Below are 17,461 nucleotides of genomic sequence, written 5' to 3' on the forward strand. Positions count from 1 at the left end.
GGGAGTAGCCCGATATAAAAAAAATAAGAAGGACGGCATTGAAGAGGTGATTCTTCAATCCGGCATTTCTGTTAAACCCTTTTATACGCCAGAGGATTTGGAGGCCGTGGGATTTGATTATCAAAAAGACCTGGCCGATCCGGGCAGTTATCCCTTTACCCGGGGGATTCACCCTTTGGGTTATCGCAGTCGGGCCTGGACCACCAGGCAATACACCGGATTCGGGACACCGGCCGAAAGCAACGAGCGTTTTAAATTGATGATCGCCCACGGCCAGACCGGCTTGAATGTGGCCTTCGACCTCCCCTCCCAGATGGGCCTGGACTCTGATGATCCCATGGCTGAAGGCGAAGTGGGCCGGGTGGGCATGGCCATAGATTCTTTACGGGACTTTGAGATCGCCTTTAAAGACATCCCCTTAAACAAAATCGGGGTCGGGTTGACCATCAATGCCGTGGCTACCATCATGCTGGCCATGTTCCAGGCCATGGCCGAAAAATTCGGCTATACCAGGGATCAGGTCAGCGCCACTCCCCAGAATGACATCCTCAAAGAAATGATCGGCCGGGGGGCCTGGGTTTTCCCCATCGAACCGGCCATCCGCCTTATCGGGGACACCATCGAATATTCCATAAAGGAAATGCCCAAGTGCAACCCGGTCAGTGTCTGCGGCTACCACATCCGGGAATCCGGCGCCACCTCTTCCCAGGAGATCGCCTATGCCATCCTGATCGCCAATGCCTATATCGATGAGGTCATCCGCCGGGGATACGCAGCCGAAGATTTCGTGGGACGCTTTTCCTTTAACATAAACATCTTCGGCAATCTCTGGGAACAGGTGGCCAAATTCCGGGCCGCCCGCAAGCTCTGGGCCGTCAATTTAAAGGAGAAATACGGGGTCAAAAAGGATAAGAACATGTATCTCCGAGGGCTCTTCGGCGGCGGAGGCGTGGGTCTGACCAAGGCCCAACCGGAAAACAATATCATCCGCGGGGCCTATTACGGTCTGGCCGCGGCCCTGGGCGGGGCCCAGACCACGGCCTTATGTTCATTCGACGAGGCGTACACCATTCCCACCCCCCGGGCCGCCTTGCTCTCCCTGCGGACACTGGAGATCCTCATGGAAGAAGTGGGCTTGCGGGATACGGTGGATCCCCTGGCCGGTTCCTACTTTGTAGAAACCCTGACCAAACAGATGGAAGAAAAAATTCTTGAGGAGATGAAAGAGGTTGAAGGAGTCGGCGGGATCGTTAAGGCCGTAGCCCAGGGGTATATCCAGAGAAAGGTCTCCCGCCAGGCCTATGAGTTTGAAAAGGCCGTTCAGGAAGGTGAACTGATCAAGGTGGGCGTCAACAAGTACGTAGAGGGGGAAGAAGAGGATGTGGCCCTCCATGAGTACCGGGAGGAATCGGCAGAGGGAAAGATCCGGGAACTCAAGGCCCTCCGGCAGGAACGCCCGGCCGAGGCAGTCATCCGCACCCTCAAGAACTTGGAGGGCGCGGTCAAGGAAAAGAAGAACGTCATGCCTTTCCTGGTGGATTGCTGCAAGGTTTATTGTACGGTGGGAGAGATGACCCGCATATTCAAGGAAGCTTACGGGACTTTTGAGGAGCCGAATATATTCTAAGGTGAAAGACATGAAAGTTATTGTTCTAATCAAACAGGTTCCTGATACGACCGAGGTCAAATTAGACCCTAAAACCGGGAACCTGATTAGAGAAGGGGTCGAAAGCATAATCAATCCCGATGACCGGCATGCCCTGGAAGCCGCGGTCCGTTTAAAGGAAACCCACGGAGGCAAGGTTATAGCCCTATCCATGGGACCTCCCCAGGCCATTGATGCCATCTCCGAGGCCATCGGAATGGGTGCCGATGAAGGTATTTTATTGACCGATAGACTTTTTGCCGGAGCGGATACCTGGGCCACTTCTTTTACCCTGGGCAAAGCGATTGAATGCGTTGGTCCCTTTGACCTGGTTCTATGCGGCCGACAGGCGATTGATGGCGATACCGCCCAGATCGGTCCTCAGGTAGCCGAGTATCTTAAAGTGCCTCAGGTCTCTTATGTGTTTGATATTGAAACCGTCCGGGAAGACAGCCTGGTTGTTAAAAGCCAATCGGAAGATGGTTATGAGCGACTGGAATTGGATCTCCCTGGGTTATTGACCGTAATCGGGAAGTTGAATCAGCCTCGTTACCCCCGTGTCGATCGGTTGATCGATTCCTGCCAGAAAAAGGCCCCGATTAAAATCTGGAATGCCGCGGATATCGGTGTCCAAAAGAAAGACGTCGGGCTTGAGGGATCTTTGACGCAGGTCATTAAGACCTTTGCCCCCAAGCTGCAAAGGCAGACCGAACTAATCGAAGGAGATGCGAAAACAGCAGTCCGGGCCTTAATGGGAAGGTTAAGAGAGAAAAGGCTTATTTAGAGATTCTTACAGAGTATCATCCTAATGTTATTACTGTTAGGCCCACGGCATCTCGTTGCTCGTTGCTGGTTTCTCGTTACTCGTTTTAATACGAAAATAGTATCCGTCTTCCAAGGAGCCTATTTTCATGCTTCGTGGTGCCATGCCCCAAAAGGCGGGGCATGGCGGTTTAGTACGAAAATAGATTTTTAACCCCTTTACCCTCTGTTGGGGCTCTGTAGGGGCGGGTTTTAAACCCACCCCTACGGCGGTATTTTCATGCTTCGTGGCGCCCCAAAGGGCACATGTGGGCTTAACAAGCATCCAGCAACCAGTAACGAGCAACGAGCAACCAGTAACCAGTAACAGAAAAATTTGAGGAAATAACTATGACGATATGGATTGAAAGGGATCTGTGTAATGGCTGCACCCTTTGTTTAAAAGGATGTCCTTACCATGCGGTGGAAATGAAAGAGGGTAAGGCCTCCATCCTGGACCGGTGCACTTCCTGTGGCGCCTGTTTGACTTTATGCAAGCAGAAGGCCATTCAAACCGATATCCAGCCCAGGATCGTTCCGGACTTTAGCGATCAAAAGGGCGTTTGGGTTTTTGCAGAACAAAGGAATGGTCACCTGCACCCGGTTTCCCTGGAGCTTCTGGGCAAAGCCCGGGAGCTGGCCGCCATTCTCCAGGAGGAGGTCTCTGCTTTGCTCCTGGGCCATCAGGTAGCCCATCTGGGTGACATATTGGTCAGCTATGGCGCTGACAAGGTCTATTTAGTCGATGATCCGATTTTAAAATATTACCGGACCAATGCCTATACCCATAGTATTGCCGGACTGGTAAAAGACTTTAAGCCGAATATCCTGTTGATGGGGGCCACCCCTATCGGCCGTGACCTCGCCCCCCGGGTTTCCCGCAGGATAGGGGTTGGGCTAACGGCGGATTGCACTGAATTGAGCATAGACCCTGAAGAAAAAATCCTGCTCCAGACCAGACCCGCTTTTGGTGGAAACGTCATGGCTACTATTGCCAATCGGTATTCCCGGCCGCAAATGGCCACCGTACGCCCGGGAGTGATGGAGGCGGCGATAAAATCCGGCGCTACTGGTCAAATCATTCCCTGTCCGGGTGTTCCGGAAGAAAATGAGATTGGAACCAGACTTCTTGAAAGGGTAAAAGAAGATAAAAAAAGGGTGAATCTCTCGGAAGCAAAGGTGATCGTGGCCGGAGGCCGAGGGGTTGGCGATGCCAACGGCTTCCGGGTCCTGGAAGAATTGGCCGGCCTTTTGGGAGGAGAAATCGCCGGGACCCGTGTAACCGTTGAAGAAGGCTGGATCCCCTATGACCGTCAGGTCGGACAGACCGGCCAGTCTGTGCGACCGGAACTCTATATCGCCTGCGGCCTTTCCGGTGCCATTCAACACCGGGCCGGCATGATGAATTCCAGGTATATCATCGCCGTTAACAAAGATCCAAGGGCCCCTATTTTTCAAGTGGCTGATTGGGGCATCATAGGGAATGTTCATGAAGTGATTCCCCAGATGATAGAAATGCTGAAGCAGCAAAAGATCTAAGGCCAGACCTGATCGGGAGGAAAGAAAATATGCTAAGATCAAATACCGAGCAATTAATCCGGAAAAATATAGCCAGGTTTGTGGATAATGAACTTATTCCCCGGGCACAGGAGATTGATGAAAAGGGGGAGTTCCCTCGAGAGATGTTTCTGGAAATGGCCAAGATGGGAATCTTCGGAATCAGGTATCCCAAAGAAAAAGGGGGTTCCGGTGGCAATACCACCCTGTTTTGTATTATCTGCGAGGAACTGGCCCGGGGCCTGGTGAGTGTGGCCGCTTCCACGGCTATGCAAAGTCTCATGGGAACCAATTTTTTATTTCATTTTGGTTCCAAGGAGCTGCACGAAAATTATTTTCTTCCGGCCATGCGGGGCGAAAAAATCGCCTGCTTCTGCATGACCGAACCGGAGGCCGGTGGAGACCTCGGCAATGTAACCACCTCGGCCGTCAAGACCGCCGATGGCTATGTGCTTAATGGCCTGAAAACCTGGGTCACCAACGGCCCGGTCGCTTCTTTTTACACGGTCCTCTGCCAGACGGATCCGGCCAAGAAATTCAGGGGATTTAACTTCTTTTTTGTACCCCGGGAAACTCCCGGGATATCGGTAAGCAAATCCTTCAGTCTTCTGGGGACCCGCACGACCCCGATCTGCGAGCTGGCTTTGACCGATGTAAAGATTCCTCATCATCACAAGCTGTGCGAAGATGGCCGCGGATTTGACAACCTCCTTTCTATTTTAGCTGAAATTCGAAGCATGACCGCTGCCTTGGGTGTGGGGCTGATCCGGGCGGCCCTCCACGATTGTATCCGCTATGCCCATGAAAGAACCGCTTTTGGTAAGACCATCGGCAATTATCAACTCATCCAGGCCAAGATTGCCGAGATGTATGTTGATCTGGAGGCCGCGAAGCTATTAACCTATCGCGCCGCCCGTATGGTGGATGAAAAAATCCCTTGCCTCACGGAGGCCACTGTAGCTAAATATTTTGCCACCGAGGCAGCCTGCAAGGCCGGCGATTATGCCACCCGTATTTTGGGGGCCTATGGGTATTCCATGGAATATACCGCCCAACGGTATTATCGAGATAACCGCTTTTTGCTTTACGGTGGCGGGACCCATGAAGTCCTCTTGCCGAATATTGCCCGCTGGGCCGGGCTATAGATTTTTTTGAAACACCAGACGTGTATCTGGCTGCTTCTCTTTCAAAGTCTTGAGCACCTTCTTAAACGCTATTTTCATCTTAAGGGCTTTCACGCCTTGTACCTTGTGCCTTAAGCCTTGAACCCTGAATCCTTACAACGCCCTCATCCATTCCGGCCTTAAACCCACCTTGCCTTTCAACGCCTTTTGAATCAGGGCCAGGGCCGGTTCTTTTCCCTCGGGGAACCGGACCTTGATAGGCAGATAGTTGGAGGCATGGTTGGAATAAAAGAGTCCCCGGGAAAGTCTTGTAGCCGCCAGCATTTCACCCAGTTCGATTAAAAGCTGTTCCACGGAAAGGGGTTGAAATTTCTTTTCGGCATATTCCTGCCCCAATGAGGTATTGGGCAGAACCATAACCGTTAAGGCCCCGACGAAATTGGGATCCATCTCGGTCAGCAAGGTTCCTGTTTCCCGAGCGTGTTCGTTGGACATCTCCGTGCCGCCGATGCCCAAAAGCACGGTCACCGAAAGCCTGATTCCGGCCTGCTTGATCCGTTTGCCCTGGAGGATCAAATTTTCCCGGCTGGTGCCTTTGCAGATTTTTTTGAGTAACTCCGGGTGCCCGGTCTCCACGCCCAGATAAACGATCCCCAAACCCAGTTCCTTCAATTGCCGCAACTCTTCATCGCTTTTCATCTTGATGCTTTTGGCATTGGCATAGAGCCCCACCCTTTTGACCCAGGGAAGATATTCCTGAATCCGTTCTAAGATCCAGACGAGTCGTTTTTGAGGGATGATCATGGCGTCGCCATCCATCAGAAAGACCCGGTCCTGCCTTTTGCAATATTGCGAGGCAAAGCGGATGTCTTTCAAGATCCTTTCGTCCGACTTGATTCGAAAACGTTTATCTTTATAGGTGCCGCAAAAAACACACTTGTTGTGAGAACAACCCACGGTGACTTGCAGCAGGATACTGTAGGCTTCACTGGGGGGCCGGATGACCATCCCTTCATAATCCATTTCTTCTTCCATAACTTCTTCCATAATAAAACCCTTCTGCCCCTTTGGGGGCCATGTAAAAAAGGTCAAGGTTCAAGGTGTTTGCACCTGCAACCTGAAACTTGCAACTTTGTCTTCAACTGATCCCTGATCCCCGACCTCTGATCCCGTTTTTCATACCTGAAACTTGCATCTTGCATCTTGCAACTTTATTTTCCCATCAACCCCGCCAAATACCGCACCCGGGCCTCTATATTGATCAGATAGGCCGGCTCGGGCTGCTTGGGTTGGGGTTTCGGGTCATATTCAACGGCCTTGATCCTGGCCACGGCTTTGGGGATATTCCCCCCCTCGGCACGCAGGGACTCTTCAACCAGGTGCTTGAATTCACCGGCCGCCCGCAAGGACCGGCCAAAAAAATCCCGGGCATCGTCACCGGTAAAGACCGCCCCATGACCCTGACAAAAAATGTCCACCTCCAATCCATCCAGACGGCGGATGGAGTTGATATAGTCTTCGTAGTCCGAAAGAAATTCAGTAAGGATCTCCCCTGTCGCATCAAGGCAGCCTCCCGACTCCGAGGCGATCAGGATTTTTTGCTTCGGCAGGTAGTAGCTTAAGGAATCCCGGGTATGTCCGGGTGTGGCCAGGACCTCGACCGTCACATCCTTCCCGAAATCCAGCCGATCTCCGTCGGAAAGGACCTGGTTAATGGCAAAAGGCTGAAAAGACTCCTCGCTGACCAGATCAGGGGCCACCAGCTTCATCCCTTCAGTAGCGGCCTTATTCAGTCTGGCCATGAGTTCCAGGGCATTGGGACGGGTCAGGATCCCGGCCGCTTCCTTTGAACCGGCGATGGTCAGTCCCGGAAAGGCCTTTTTGAGATAGGCCGCTGAACCGCAGTGATCAAAATGGACATGGGTCAAAAGAAGGAATTCCGGGGTGCGGTCCTTCAAAATTCTTTTGATGTCCGCCTGATAGGCTGGTCCAAGACAACTGATCCCGGCCTCAAAAATAAGGGGTTTAACGCCATCTAAAAAGTAGATGGGGAAACGGCTGGTTCCCAGAACATAAAATCCCGATCCTATTTCTCCGATCTCTGTAATGATCAAAATAGATCCTCCTCGTCTCGGAAATAAAGCTTTCAGCATACATCCGGAACATGGTCTTTCCAGATGAAAACTAACTATGATAAATTCTCAAAAGAAAATCAACTGATATCTGCTGAGAAGACTTGGGATCGGCTGCCCCGCCCTGCTGCTGAAAACAGGGCCAGGCGGTCAGTTTCCCCCTTTGAAAATCGGGAACACCATATCTATTTGATTCTCCAATGTTAAATAATTATGTAAGGGGGGGCGATTTACTAAAAAAATCTTGACAATCCTGGCAATGGGTACTATTTAGAAAATGCTAAACGGTTAGTATCTTTTTCTAAAGAACGGTTATCAATGAAACGAAGTGACCTGACGGAAAAAAAAATTATTCAAGCCGCCCTGTATTTGTTCGTGCGCTATGGGTATCATGGGACCACGATCGACGATATTACCCGCCGGGTTGGCCTTACCAAAGGCGCCCTTTATTCCCATTTCAGCGGCAAAGGGGATCTGCTGTTACGGATTATCGACCAGTATAAGATCGAATTTTTGGATGTCATGATGGCCCATGTCAAGGCCTTTCCCGGCAACGCTCTGGCGAAACTCCACCAGGTTATCAGCTTCAACTCCCGGTTCGCCCTGGACCATCAGGACCTGGTGGTCTTTTTGACCTTTTTGACCAATGAACTCAAGGTGGATGTGGCCTTTGAGTCTTCCCTGAAAAAGGTCTATGGCGTTTACCGGTCCTTTATCCGCCAGTTGATCAAACAGGGGATCCAGGAAGGTTCATTTTACGAGACACTCGATCCTGATCTGGCGGCCCTGTCCTTTATTGCCATGGTGGACGGCATCCACCACCAGTGGGTGTTAAATCGCAAAACGTTAAATGGTAAAAAATACGTCAGCACCTATCGAAAGATCTTCATGAAGGGACTGGCAAAATAAGAACAGAAAGATTTAGTACGAAAATAAGTTCGGAGTTTAGAGTTCGGAGTTCGGAGTAAACCTATTTTCATCCTTCGTGGTGCCCTATGGGCATGTGGAATTAGTGATAAATAATCGAGGTGGATACTATGAAAGAGATTGTTATTGTCAGCGGAGTCAGAACGGCCATTGGAGATTTTGGCGGGACCTTGAAGGATGTTCCGCCTTTGGATCTGGCGCAGCATGTCATCAAAGACGTTGTGGCCCGAGCCAAGACTCAACCCGACCAGATCAACAAGGTCATCCTCGGTTGCTGCTTCGCACCAACCGAGCAGAACATCGCCCGAAGCGCAGCCTTCAGGGCTGGAATCCCGAAGGAGGCGCCCGGCTTCACCATCAACAGCACCTGCGGTTCTTCCCTTCAGGCGATCATCTCAGCCGCCCAGTCCATTCTCTGCGAGGAATCGGATATGGTTCTGGCCGGCGGCGTGGATAGCATGAGCAACGCCCCTTATATCATGCATACCGCTCGCTGGGGGCAACGATTGAGGCATTTGGAAGCTTACGACCTGGTTTGGAGAGGCATGCAGGAACCCTCGGTTGGCGTGGGAATGGGGCTGACTGCCGAAAATCTGGCAGAGAAGTATAAGATCTCCAGACAGGAACAGGATGCCTTCTCGGTCCTGAGTCACCAACGGGCGGCGAAAGCGATCGAGGAGGGAAGATTCAAAGCCGAGATCGCCCCTTTTTCGATTTCCCAGCGCAAGAAGGCTCCGGTCCTTTTCGACACGGACGAACACGTCAGGCGGGACGCGAGTGTAGAGATGATGGCCAAGCTTCCTGTGGCCTTTAAAAAGGATGGAACGGTAACTGCCGGAAATGCTTGCGGAATGAACGATGCCGCCTCGGCCGTTCTTCTGGCCGACCGGGATAAGGCGAATGCGTTGGGTCTGAAGCCCCTGGCACGGATAAAGGCCTACCAGGTGGCCGGTGTAGATCCTGATTTCATGGGCATCGGTCCGGTACCTGCCATTCAGGGGGTTCTAAAAAAGGCGAAACTGAGCCTGAGCGACATTGATCGGTTCGAAATCAATGAGGCCTTTGCGGCCCAGTATCTGGCCTGTGAAAAAGAGCTGGGACTGGATCGGAACAAGGTCAATGTTTACGGAAACGGGATTTCTCTGGGTCACCCGGTGGGCGCAACGGGATGCCGGCTGGTGGTTACCCTTCTCTATGAAATGATGGCCGAGAATCTCAGTTTGGGCATAGCCTCCCTGTGTGCCGGGGGAGGAATGGGTTTCGCCGTGCTCATTGAGCGTTTGTGAGCGATTTCGTAGAGGCCATTTAAATTAAGCCGACCCTTTAATTACCTTGGGTCGGCTTAATCACCTTCTTAGTAATGGAACTCGGCGATGACGATATGGCCGGCGTCGACCGGGTAGGTGAGCACGGTCAGAAATTCTTTGTTCAATTCAACCCGAATCGGGCGGAGAGGCCCCGGTTCAAAGCGCTGTCTTGCTTCGGAGGTCCCCGGCACCCCTCCGTTGACCCCGGATGGTACTTTACCGTCGATCAAAAAGGTATCCCGCCCGTGTCCGAGATACCCCCGGGGCCGAGTGAGCGTGACGAGACTTCCGCTGACCTTGTCGCGGTCGCCAAGCGGTTTCAGACGCAGATGGATATAAGGACTCGAACGCGGGAATGGCGTTCGGTAAATGTGGGTTATCGGGTATCCTGATGCCGTAACGACAAACTCATAATAGGCCGTCGGCTTGGCCGTGAACGGGCCCCAGGTCCCGTCTTCACCAGTCGTGCGCTGATGGACCGGTTCTCCCAGACGCTGGCCGGATGAGGGATCGATCTCGTAGATTTCAACCTTAGCACCGATGATCGGGAGGTTTGTCGGTGCTCCATTGGCCCATCCGCTGACCAGGCCATTCAGGTCTGGTTGGGGTTGGGGGATGACCTCGAGGGTCTCGGGCTGGCGTCCGGTAATGAATTCAAGGATGGTTTTGAAGGCCTGGGGGTGGAAGGCGGTTTCCCGATGGTCGAGTCCGGGGAGAATGACGTTTTTGGCTCCGCGAAGCTCGGGCCCGGCATGAGTAACATTGGTCGGCTTTCCCGGCAAACCGAGAAACCGGCCATCCGGCTGGGCATATTTGTCGTTCGAGTCGCTGCGGATAGTCATGAACGGGACCCCGGGGGTGACTTCCTCTCCGGCGTTAAGTCCTTGGAGAAAAGGCCCCAGACCGTTGAACTCATTATTGAGATTGGCTGAAGTTGCCTGGACACCATGATTCGGCGTACCACACAAGACGACCTGGGAGACATTGGCCGCGCCCCCGAAATTTTTAATATAATTGCGAATGGCGTACCCACCTCGCGAGCTTCCTACCAAAATCACCTGTTTTTGTCCGGTGCGGGTTTGAATTTCAGAGACCTTGGCCCGGAGTTCATTCACTTGAACGGTGGTGTTGCTCCGGTTTTCTTGAGATTTGGTGTCATCGTTGCCCGCCATGGGGTGCTTAAAGTCGAGAGCGAAGAGAAGTGAGGGGCTGTAACCATTCGACTCGAACCGCCAGATGGTTGTATGCCATAGGGCGGCACTGTCCCCATTCCCATGGACGAAGAGGATGGGGCGAGATGCCTGGGCGGCACTTATTCCAGCAAATATCATTACGAACAAGCCCGCCCAAAAAAGCCGGCTCATGATCAGGCCTAATGATCTATCCGGTCGAATGGCCCCATCCCGTGATCCATTTCTTCCTTTTTCCCTTAATCCATTGATTTTTACCATTTTTCTCCTCCCTTTCCCATTATGGCCACTTGTCTTCTTATATAAATTTTTCAGGAATCGGTCAAATAGATTCTAACGGCCAATTTTCAAAACTTTAAAGCGGCGGGGTTCTCTATGGAGGACAAGGCATCTTTCTTATTGACAGCAGAGGAAGAGGCTGTTTATAAAGGACATACTCCTTTTTAACAAAAGCCGCGGGCCTCCTCCCTGCCGGCTGGTTGAAAATGTCATAAAGGAGAATGATCGAACGCCTTGGTAAAATAAAAAAAGCTCAAGATCGGCCTCTGTCGGCAGAGGCGATAATTTTATCACTCAGGAGGAAACACCCATGAAACGTGTTGCTGTTCTGACGGCCATGGCGGCTGTGGTCCTTTTTTGTCTGACAGGTGTCGGTTTTTCTCAAACCATTGAAAATGAGTTTTATCTCATTACTCCGGTTTCCAAGGATGTCCATGATCCGGTGTTGAAGGCCTTCGCGGTCTATGCCAAAAAGAAATGGAATGTGGATTTGAAGACCAGTGCCATGCCCCAGGGGACCCCGGTGGCCTATGGTCAGATCATCGAATGGAAGGGTAAACCCAGGGCCGATGTCTTCTGGGGAGGGGAAGGAACGCTTTTCGACAACCTGGCCAAGGAAGGGCTCCTGGACAGGATTCAGCTTCCCGATAAGTTGTGGAACGAAATTCCGGCCGAGATCGGTAAGCCAATAGGGCTGCCCCTCAAGGACCCAAAGCGCTTCTGGGTGGGAACCATGCTGGAACCCTACGGGATCATTTATCAGCCGAAACTTCTCAAGCGCCTGGGTGTGGAGATCAAGGACTGGGAGGATCTCTTGAACCCGAAGCTGAAAGGGCAGATCGCCCAGTGTACCCCTGACCGCTCCAGCAGCAGCCATGCCTCCTATGAGGTCATCCTGGCTACCAACGGCTGGGAAAAAGGCTGGGATTGGTTGAGAAAGCTGGCCGCCAATACGGGGATTTTTACGGCCCGCTCCCGTGATGTGCCGAACGTCGTCTCGAAAGGCGAGTTTGCCGTGGGTTTTGCGGTACCGAGTTATATGGCCTTTGCCGAGGTCCTGAACGGCTATGATGTGAAGTTCGTCTACCCCAGGAACGCCTATGTGACGCCCGAACCCATGGCCGCGCTGAAAGGGGCGCCCCATCCCAAGGCCGCCCACGCCTTTATTGAATTCATGCTCAGTGAGGAAGGCCAGAAACTCGTCTCCTCCATGGGGGTCTATCCGGTAACGCCGAAATACAAGGTCCAGGGCCCTCCGGGTTCGAACCAGGAAAAGGCCGTGGCTTTTACCAGCGGCATCCGGTCCTTTTTCGATTTCCCCGTCGGCAATGTCTACAACGATGATATCGCCGGCGCAAAGAAACGGATCGAAGAGGTGAATTCCTTCTTCCGCAAAGAAATTGCCGAAAAACATAAGGACATCATCAAGAAATAAACCATGGTCATCCATCTGAAAGACCTGGTGAAAAGATTCGGCGCGCTGGAGGCGGTGAGTCATGTGTCCCTGGACATCCGCGATGGAGAGCTTTTTACCCTTTTAGGGCCGTCGGGTTGCGGGAAAACGACTATCCTCCGGCTTATCGGAGGCTTCCATAAACCTGATCAGGGAGGGGTCTTTTTTGGTGAAAAGGAGATATCGGCGGTCCCTCCCTATCAGCGGAACATCGGCATGGTCTTCCAAAACTATGCCCTCTGGCCCCACATGACCATCTTCGAAAATGTGGCTTATGGCCTCAAACTGAAAAAAGTGCCCAAAAAAGAAATAGCCGGCAGGGTAGCCCGGGTCTTCTCCATGGTCAACCTGACAGGGTTGGAGAAGCGCTACCCCGGGCAGCTCTCGGGCGGGCAACAGCAGCGGGTGGCCCTGGCCCGAGCCCTGGTACTCAATCCCGACGTGCTCCTTCTCGATGAGCCCCTCTCCAACCTCGACGCCAAAATACGTCAAACGGTCCGGGCCGAGATCCGGAAACTCCAGAATGAATTGGCCATCACCTCCGTCTATGTGACTCACGACCAGGAAGAGGCGCTGACGATCTCCGACCGCATTGCCGTCCTCAATCACGGGACTCTTCAACAGCTTGGAACACCGAGAGACCTTTACGAAAGACCGGAGAATCCCTTCGTCGCCGATTTTATCGGCATCAATAACCTGATTGCCGGCGAGGTGCAAGAGGTTGATGAACAGAAGGGGTGGATAGCGGTCCAGACCCGTTTCGGGCCGATCAGGTGTCTTTTTGAAAAACGTTTTCAGTCCAGGGATAAGTGCCAGATCTCGGTCCGCCCGGAAACGGCCTCCATCCACCGCCTCGATGAGGGACAGGAGGATGGGGCTATGAACAGGCTCTTTGGCAGGGTCAGCTTTGCTTCTTATATCGGTAATACCATACGCTACGATGTGGCGCTTGACCAGGAGACACTTTTTAAGGTCGATGTGCAGAACCCCTGGAACCAGCAGCCCTTTCCCGTCGATGAAAAGGTGTCCGTCTGTTTTCCCGTGGAGATAACTTTGGGGATACCGGTTTAGTTCGAAAATAGCATCCGTCTTCCAAGGAGCCTATTTTCATGCTTCGTGGTGCCATGCCCCAAAAGGCGGGGCATGGCGGTTTAATAAGAAAATACGGTTCAAGGTTCAAGGTTCAAGGTCCGGGAAAACCCATTTTCATCCTTCGTAGTGCTCCCTGGAAGCATGAGGACTTAGAAAGAAAATAGGATTTGTTTTATGTAGCACAGCCCCGCGTTTCGCGGGGCTGTTTCCACTAATGACAGGCTTAATAAAAAAATGGGCTTAAAGGTGAAGAGTGCGGCAGCGGTGATGACAACGAGATCCGGTTCCTTTTCCGGAGTGCGGGCCGGGGGTCTCATCGGGTATGGGGCGCTCTGGGCCTTCTTTGGCATCTTTCTCATCTATCCCCTCATCCGTCTTTTTTACGACAGCTTTACCACCGATGACGGGGTTTTCACCCTGACCAATTATTTTCAGTTCTTCACCGATGCCTTTTACCTGAAATCGCTCGTTAATTCCTTGCTCCTGGGAGCGGCTACCGTAGTGACCACTTCGATCATCGGCATTGCCATCGCCTTTCTTTTGCTGCGCTATGATTTTCTGGGCAGACGGCTTTTTTCTTATCTCACCATCATCCCGATGATTATGCCGCCCCTGGTCGGCGTCATGGGCTTCACCTTCATCCTGGGGCGGGCCGGGACCGTGAACATTCTTCTCCAGGATTATCTGGGCTTTCTCCAACCGATCAACTTCATGTATGGAATCCACGGTGTGCTTCTCGTGGAGACGCTCCACCTCTTTCCCCTCATGACCCTCAGCCTCGTGGATGCCATGGGCAAGATATCCCCCTCTCTCGACGAGGCGGCCGAGAGTGTCGGTTCCCGGGGGATTCGCAAGTTCTGGGATATCACCTTTCCGCTCACCACGCCGGGCTATGTTACCGGAGCTCTCCTGGTCTTTATCTGGACCTTTGCCGATTTTGCCACCCCCCTGGTGGTGGGAGTCGATGACCTTCTGGCCTCACAGGCCTATCTCAATATCGTCCAGTTCGTGGACCGCAGACTTTTTAAAATGGGGATCGTCATCTCGGCCATCATGGTCCTTTTAGCCATCCTCTTTCTCGTCCTGGCTAAGAAATACGTGGCCATCAAAGATTATAGCTCCCTTTCCTATACCCAGATAGAGCGCAGAAAACTGTCGCCCTTGTCGCAGGTGGGCGTCTTCGTTTTTCTCCTTTTCATTCTCGTCCTGGCCTTTATCCCCTATTTCGGGATTGTCCTCGATTCCTTTGGCAAGGGCTGGGCCTTAACGCCCTTTCCGGTCAAATATACCCTCCAGTATTTCCAGCGGGTCTCTGTTGAAACACCCAAGTTTATTCTTAACAGCCTTCTCTACTCGGGCATTTCCGTAGCCATCGCCTTAGCGGTCGGGGTTCCGGCGGCCTGGGTCATGTCGCGAACCAAGCTGCCCGGCAGGGAGATCCTGGATTCTTTGACGACGCTGATCCTGGCCCTGCCCGGGACAGGGATCGGGATCGCTTACATGCGGGCCTTCCGGGATCCCCTGCCTTTCATGGGCATTCCCCTCATCGGTTTGTGGTTTGTCATCCCTATTGTCTTAGGGGTGAGGCGGCTGCCCTACACCGTGCGGGGAACCTTTGCCTCCCTGCTCATTGTCCATCGTTCCTTCGAAGAAGCTGCCGAAAGCGTCGGGGCGACCAAGGTGCGTACCTTTAAGGATGTGACTTTGCCTCTCATCTGGAAAGGCGTGCTCACGGGCTCCCTCTATTCCTTTATCCTCGCCCTCCAGGAGGCCTCCGCTACCCTCCTTTTAGTCGTCCCCGGACACGAGATGATGACCGTGGGCATCTTTAATTTTTATATCGGCGGGTCGGTTAATGAAGCAGCAGCCTTGGGATTGATTCTGATCATTCTCGGTGCGGTCTGTCTTTTTATCATCAACCGGCTGGCAGGTTCTCGAATGGGGGGAGTTTTCGGCTGATGTTCGAGGGATTCATCTTCGATCTTGATGGAACGGTTTATCTGGGGGATCACCTCATCCCCGGTGCCGACCGGGTCATCCGACTCATCCGGGAAAAAGGCCGGAAGGTCCTTTTTCTCTCCAATAAACCCATCGAGACCCGCCAGGCCTATGCCGCCAAACTGACCCGTCTCGGACTCCCGGCCGCGCCGGAAGAGGTCATCAATTCGACCTTTGTTCTGATTCGTTATCTGGCCAAGGCGGCTCCGGGTGCCAGGGTCTTCGTCATAGGGGAGTCTCCTTTTCTCAAGGAATTGGCCGAGGCCGGTTTCCCGCTGACCGACAACCCGGAAGAGATTGACTATGTCATCGCCGCTTTTGACCGGACCTTCGATTACCGGAAGCTGACGATCGCTTTCCGGGCCATCCGGCGGGGGGCCCATTTCATCGCCACCAACCCGGACCGGACCTGTCCCTTTCCCGAGGGCGAGCTGCCGGATTGCGCTGCGGTGATTGCCGCCTTGGAGGCGGTGACGGAGAAACAGGTGGAGGTCATTGTAGGCAAGCCTTCTCCGATTACCGGGCAGGTGGTCCTGGAAATGATGGGATTGGAACCGGAGAAGTGCCTGCTCGTGGGGGATCGTCTGGAAACGGATATACGCATGGGCCTCGATTCCGGCATGAAGACCGCCCTGGTCCTGACGGGTGTCACCTCCGCCAAGGTTCTGGAAACATCTCCCATCCGCCCGCATTACCTGTTTTCGAGCATTGCCGATGTAGAAAGCCTGCTGCGTTAAGGGATAGACCTCGATCCGGCCGTTCTTTTATCCCTAATTTTTCTCTTGACCGGGAAATTATAGGATGACCCTCCCCCTTTTTAATATCTTTCTGTGCTCAATCCCTCTCACCATGATATGATGAAGGGTCCCTGGAATATCTATTCGGGCATAACGAGGCATAGGCAAGGTCATCAATTGAAAGACATCTTCGCCAAGTCATTATTAATGGCCCCCCCTTTATTCCCTTCAAACCCTAAGCCAATGTTACCTCCAGCCGGTGCTTTCTTTTTTCCCAATCAGGCATTACTTTGTTCAGGAATTTGTAAAACTCAGACCCGTGGTTGTCGTATCGCAGATGGCTTAATTCATGAACAACAACATAATCGATACATTCCCTTGGGGCTCTGATTAAATCGATGTTCAGCGTCAGCCTGCCCTTTGCCGAAAAACTTCCCCAGCGCTTCTGCATGGGTTTAATTTGAAGGCCAGGTATTACCGATGAAAACTTGTCAACATAGGGCCAGCAACGATCAAGGCATTCATTGAATATTCGTTTTGCATTCTTTTTATACCACTCCTCCAACAAGAGCTTAACCTTCTCTGAAGAAATGACCTCTTGAACCTGAATTTCAAAAAAGCCTTTGAGTAACCGTACAGAATCTTGATTTCCTTTTCTAATTTTGAGGCGGTAATGTCTTCCGAGGTAAAGGTGTGTTTCTCCTCCGACATATCGTCTGGCCGGAGTCCTCGGATCAAATTGCCGGAAAAATGCACGCTGCTTCATGATCCAGGCGGCGCGCTTGACGACCTTTTTTTTATTTCTTCGATGCTGAGACCAATCGGTGCTTTGATGACTACCATCTGGTCGGGATGAACAGCAATCTCCAATGTCTTCCTATGAACATGGAAGAAGCTGAATTCTATGTTTTCCTTGCCATAGGCAACGACCCCGCGGGGCAAGCTCATTTTCCGCTCCTGCTTTTGGCTACCTGCATGGTCCGTTCGATGAGCGCATCCATCTGTTCGAGGCTGATCGCCACACCTGCCTTGCCTTTAACCTCGTCAAAGAGGTAATCGTCGATATCATTGATAGCTTGATTCTGGGCGTCGTCATCTTCCCAGAACTGTACCTTCCAGTGTCTTGCCAGGATGGACTGAATAGCCAGGGCCGTGTCAGCGGCGATCGCTTCCGTTCTCTCAGGCGGAAGCGGTTGTTCAGTGAAAAAAGGTTTCAAGA

At 52.4% G+C, this 17,461-nt stretch carries 14 protein-coding genes and 1 pseudogene; 10 read left to right on the forward strand and 5 right to left on the reverse strand.

Translation table 11 applies throughout. From position 1 onward, the window contains the following. Positions 1–37 precede the first annotated feature (37 nt). The 4 genes from HY879_26005 to HY879_26020 all read left to right on the forward strand — a co-directional run bounded on the left by HY879_26005 (position 38) and on the right by HY879_26020 (position 5,148). Positions 38–1,627: a methylmalonyl-CoA mutase gene (locus tag HY879_26005; protein ID MBI5606800.1), complete on the forward strand. Its 1,590-nt coding sequence runs from the start codon at positions 38–40 to the stop codon at positions 1,625–1,627. A 10-nt stretch (positions 1,628–1,637) separates the two neighbouring features. Then, positions 1,638–2,429 carry an electron transfer flavoprotein subunit beta/FixA family protein gene (locus HY879_26010; protein MBI5606801.1) on the forward strand — a complete coding sequence of 264 codons (792 nt, stop codon included), beginning with the start codon at positions 1,638–1,640 and terminating at the stop codon, positions 2,427–2,429. Positions 2,430–2,797: 368 nt separating this feature from the next. Further along, positions 2,798–3,985 carry an electron transfer flavoprotein subunit alpha gene (locus HY879_26015; GenBank protein ID MBI5606802.1) on the forward strand — a complete coding sequence of 396 codons (1,188 nt, stop codon included), beginning with the start codon at positions 2,798–2,800 and terminating at the stop codon, positions 3,983–3,985. A gap of 29 nt (positions 3,986–4,014) precedes the next feature. Beyond that, entirely contained in the window at positions 4,015–5,148 is a 1,134-nt protein-coding gene (locus HY879_26020; protein ID MBI5606803.1) for an acyl-CoA dehydrogenase family protein, read from the forward strand. Between the two features lie 132 nt (positions 5,149–5,280). Here the strand turns inward: HY879_26020 and HY879_26025 are convergent, their stop codons facing one another. Together HY879_26025 and HY879_26030 are read right to left on the reverse strand one after the other, a co-directional pair. Then, a complete protein-coding gene (locus tag HY879_26025) occupies positions 5,281–6,150 on the reverse strand; it encodes a B12-binding domain-containing radical SAM protein (GenBank protein ID MBI5606804.1) in 870 nt (289 codons plus the stop codon). A 188-nt stretch (positions 6,151–6,338) separates the two neighbouring features. Then, positions 6,339–7,241, reverse strand: coding sequence for an MBL fold metallo-hydrolase (locus HY879_26030; GenBank protein ID MBI5606805.1), 903 nt, complete (start codon positions 7,239–7,241; stop codon positions 6,339–6,341). 336 nt (positions 7,242–7,577) lie between these two features. On the opposite strand from HY879_26030, the gene HY879_26035 reads away from it, so the two are divergent. Together HY879_26035 and HY879_26040 are read left to right on the forward strand one after the other, a co-directional pair. Then, entirely contained in the window at positions 7,578–8,168 is a 591-nt protein-coding gene (locus HY879_26035) for a TetR/AcrR family transcriptional regulator (GenBank protein ID MBI5606806.1), read from the forward strand. A 128-nt stretch (positions 8,169–8,296) separates the two neighbouring features. After that, on the forward strand, positions 8,297–9,472 hold the full coding sequence (locus HY879_26040; GenBank protein ID MBI5606807.1) for a thiolase family protein: 1,176 nt from the start codon (positions 8,297–8,299) through the stop codon (positions 9,470–9,472). A gap of 68 nt (positions 9,473–9,540) precedes the next feature. Here HY879_26040 and HY879_26045 read toward each other — a convergent pair whose 3' ends face one another. After that, positions 9,541–10,944: a hydrolase gene (locus HY879_26045; GenBank protein ID MBI5606808.1), complete on the reverse strand. Its 1,404-nt coding sequence runs from the start codon at positions 10,942–10,944 to the stop codon at positions 9,541–9,543. Positions 10,945–11,272: 328 nt separating this feature from the next. Between HY879_26045 and HY879_26050 the strand changes: the two genes are divergently transcribed. The 4 genes from HY879_26050 (at position 11,273) to HY879_26065 (ending at position 16,242) form a co-directional block, all read left to right on the forward strand. Next, positions 11,273–12,397 (forward strand): extracellular solute-binding protein, encoded by a 1,125-nt coding sequence (locus HY879_26050; protein MBI5606809.1) that lies wholly within the window; start codon positions 11,273–11,275, stop codon positions 12,395–12,397. A gap of 3 nt (positions 12,398–12,400) precedes the next feature. Then, on the forward strand, positions 12,401–13,486 hold the full coding sequence (locus tag HY879_26055) for an ABC transporter ATP-binding protein (protein MBI5606810.1): 1,086 nt from the start codon (positions 12,401–12,403) through the stop codon (positions 13,484–13,486). Between the two features lie 285 nt (positions 13,487–13,771). Further along, positions 13,772–15,466: an iron ABC transporter permease gene (locus HY879_26060; GenBank protein MBI5606811.1), complete on the forward strand. Its 1,695-nt coding sequence runs from the start codon at positions 13,772–13,774 to the stop codon at positions 15,464–15,466. Then, the gene (locus HY879_26065) at positions 15,466–16,242 is read left to right on the forward strand and encodes an HAD-IIA family hydrolase (GenBank protein ID MBI5606812.1); all 777 of its coding nucleotides are present in this window, start codon (positions 15,466–15,468) and stop codon (positions 16,240–16,242) included. Before HY879_26060 ends, HY879_26065 begins: the two co-directional genes overlap by 1 nt. A gap of 235 nt (positions 16,243–16,477) precedes the next feature. Here HY879_26065 and HY879_26070 read toward each other — a convergent pair. Both HY879_26070 and HY879_26075 read right to left on the reverse strand, forming a co-directional pair. Then, positions 16,478–17,190, reverse strand: a pseudogene (locus HY879_26070) (M48 family metallopeptidase). Further along, positions 17,187–17,461, reverse strand: a 275-nt coding sequence (locus HY879_26075) for a hypothetical protein (GenBank protein ID MBI5606813.1), incomplete at its 5' end; no start/stop codon positions are given. The pseudogene HY879_26070 and the gene HY879_26075, both read right to left, overlap by 4 nt.

This window comes from Deltaproteobacteria bacterium, from assembly GCA_016219225.1.
Classification (GTDB): Bacteria; Desulfobacterota; RBG-13-43-22; order RBG-13-43-22; family RBG-13-43-22; genus RBG-13-43-22.

What these genes read in the sequence shown, in the direction of transcription:
- HY879_26010 (MBI5606801.1), top strand. Translation starts at nt 1,638, where the DNA reads ATGAAAGTTATTGTTCTAATCAAACAGGTTCCTGATACGACCGAGGTC.
- HY879_26045 (MBI5606808.1), bottom strand. Translation starts at nt 10,944, where the DNA reads ATGGTAAAAATCAATGGATTAAGGGAAAAAGGAAGAAATGGATCACGG.
- HY879_26025 (MBI5606804.1), bottom strand. Translation starts at nt 6,150, where the DNA reads ATGGATTATGAAGGGATGGTCATCCGGCCCCCCAGTGAAGCCTACAGT.
- HY879_26020 (MBI5606803.1), top strand. Translation starts at nt 4,015, where the DNA reads ATGCTAAGATCAAATACCGAGCAATTAATCCGGAAAAATATAGCCAGG.
- HY879_26050 (MBI5606809.1), top strand. Translation starts at nt 11,273, where the DNA reads ATGAAACGTGTTGCTGTTCTGACGGCCATGGCGGCTGTGGTCCTTTTT.
- HY879_26015 (MBI5606802.1), top strand. Translation starts at nt 2,798, where the DNA reads ATGACGATATGGATTGAAAGGGATCTGTGTAATGGCTGCACCCTTTGT.
- HY879_26055 (MBI5606810.1), top strand. Translation starts at nt 12,401, where the DNA reads ATGGTCATCCATCTGAAAGACCTGGTGAAAAGATTCGGCGCGCTGGAG.
- HY879_26035 (MBI5606806.1), top strand. Translation starts at nt 7,578, where the DNA reads ATGAAACGAAGTGACCTGACGGAAAAAAAAATTATTCAAGCCGCCCTG.
- HY879_26065 (MBI5606812.1), top strand. Translation starts at nt 15,466, where the DNA reads ATGTTCGAGGGATTCATCTTCGATCTTGATGGAACGGTTTATCTGGGG.
- HY879_26040 (MBI5606807.1), top strand. Translation starts at nt 8,297, where the DNA reads ATGAAAGAGATTGTTATTGTCAGCGGAGTCAGAACGGCCATTGGAGAT.